This is a genomic window from Priestia sp. YIM B13491 (assembly GCF_042787605.1).
GTDB lineage: Bacteria > Bacillota > Bacilli > Bacillales > Bacillaceae_H > Priestia > Priestia megaterium_E.
In genome coordinates this window covers 1-1,124 of the sequence record NZ_JBHZOR010000044.1, presented here as the reverse complement: position 1 = coordinate 1,124, position 1,124 = coordinate 1, and the positions used below count along the sequence as shown (strand labels likewise).

1 rRNA gene is annotated in these 1,124 nt (G+C 53.9%); it reads left to right on the top strand.

The features are described 5' to 3' along the window. Positions 1–1,124, top strand: a 23S ribosomal RNA gene (locus ACFX4E_RS28235); the annotation flags it as partial.

Genomic DNA, 1,124 nt, shown 5'->3' with positions numbered 1-1,124 from the left:
GGTGGATGCCTAGGCTCTTACAGGCGATGAAGGACGTGATAAGCTGCGATAAGCTGTGGGTAGGTGCAAATGACCATTGATCCGCAGATTTCCGAATGGGACAACCCGGCAGGTTGAAGACCTGTCATCCCGCTAAGCGGGAGGCTAACGAGGGGAACTGAAACATCTTAGTACCCTCAGGAAAAGAAAATAACAATGATTCCCCTAGTAGTGGCGAGCGAACGGGGAAGAGCCCAAACCGTGGAGGTCTCGGCCTTCACGGGGTTGTAGGACCACGATGTTGGACTTGGTTCGGTTAGAGGAACGTTTTGGAAAGAACGACCATAGAGAGTGACAGTCTCGTACTCGACAATCGAATCGGCCATAGTGGTATCCTGAGTAGGGCGGGACACGTGAAATCCTGTCTGAATCCGGCGGGCCCATCCGCCAAGGCTAAATACTCGTAAGAGACCGATAGCGAACCAGTACCGTGAGGGAAAGGTGAAAAGCACCTCTGTCAGAGGAGTGAAAAAGTTCCTGAAACCGTACGCCTACAAGCGGTCGGAGCAGCGTAAGTTGTGACGGCGTGCCTTTTGCATAATGAGCCTACGAGTTGCCGTCGTCGGCAAGGTTAAGCGCAATGATGCGCGCAACCGAAGCGAAAGCGAGTCTGAATAGGGCGCATAGTCGGCGGTGGCAGACGCGAAACCAAGTGATCTACCCTTGTCCAGGTTGAAGTCCCGGTAACACGGGATGGAGGACCGAACCGATAAGCGTTGAAAAGCTTCCGGATGAGGTGAGGGTAGGAGTGAAAGGCCAATCAAACTTGGAGATAGCTCGTACTCCCCGAAATGCATTTAGGTGCAGCCTCGGGCGTTCCCTGTGTGAGGTAGAGCGACTGATTGGATGCGAGGGCTTCACCGCCTATCAAGTCCAGACAAACTCCGAATGCACACAGGCTAAGCCCGGGAGTGAGGGCGTGGGTGCTAAGGTCCACGCCCGAGAGGAGAAGAATCCTGATCACCGGCTAAGGCCCCGAAATCCGGGCTAAGTTAAACTAACGAAGTGTGGTCCCCGTGACAGCTAGGATGTTGGCTTGGAAGCAGCCATTCATTCAAAGAGTGCGTAACAGCTCACTAGTCGAG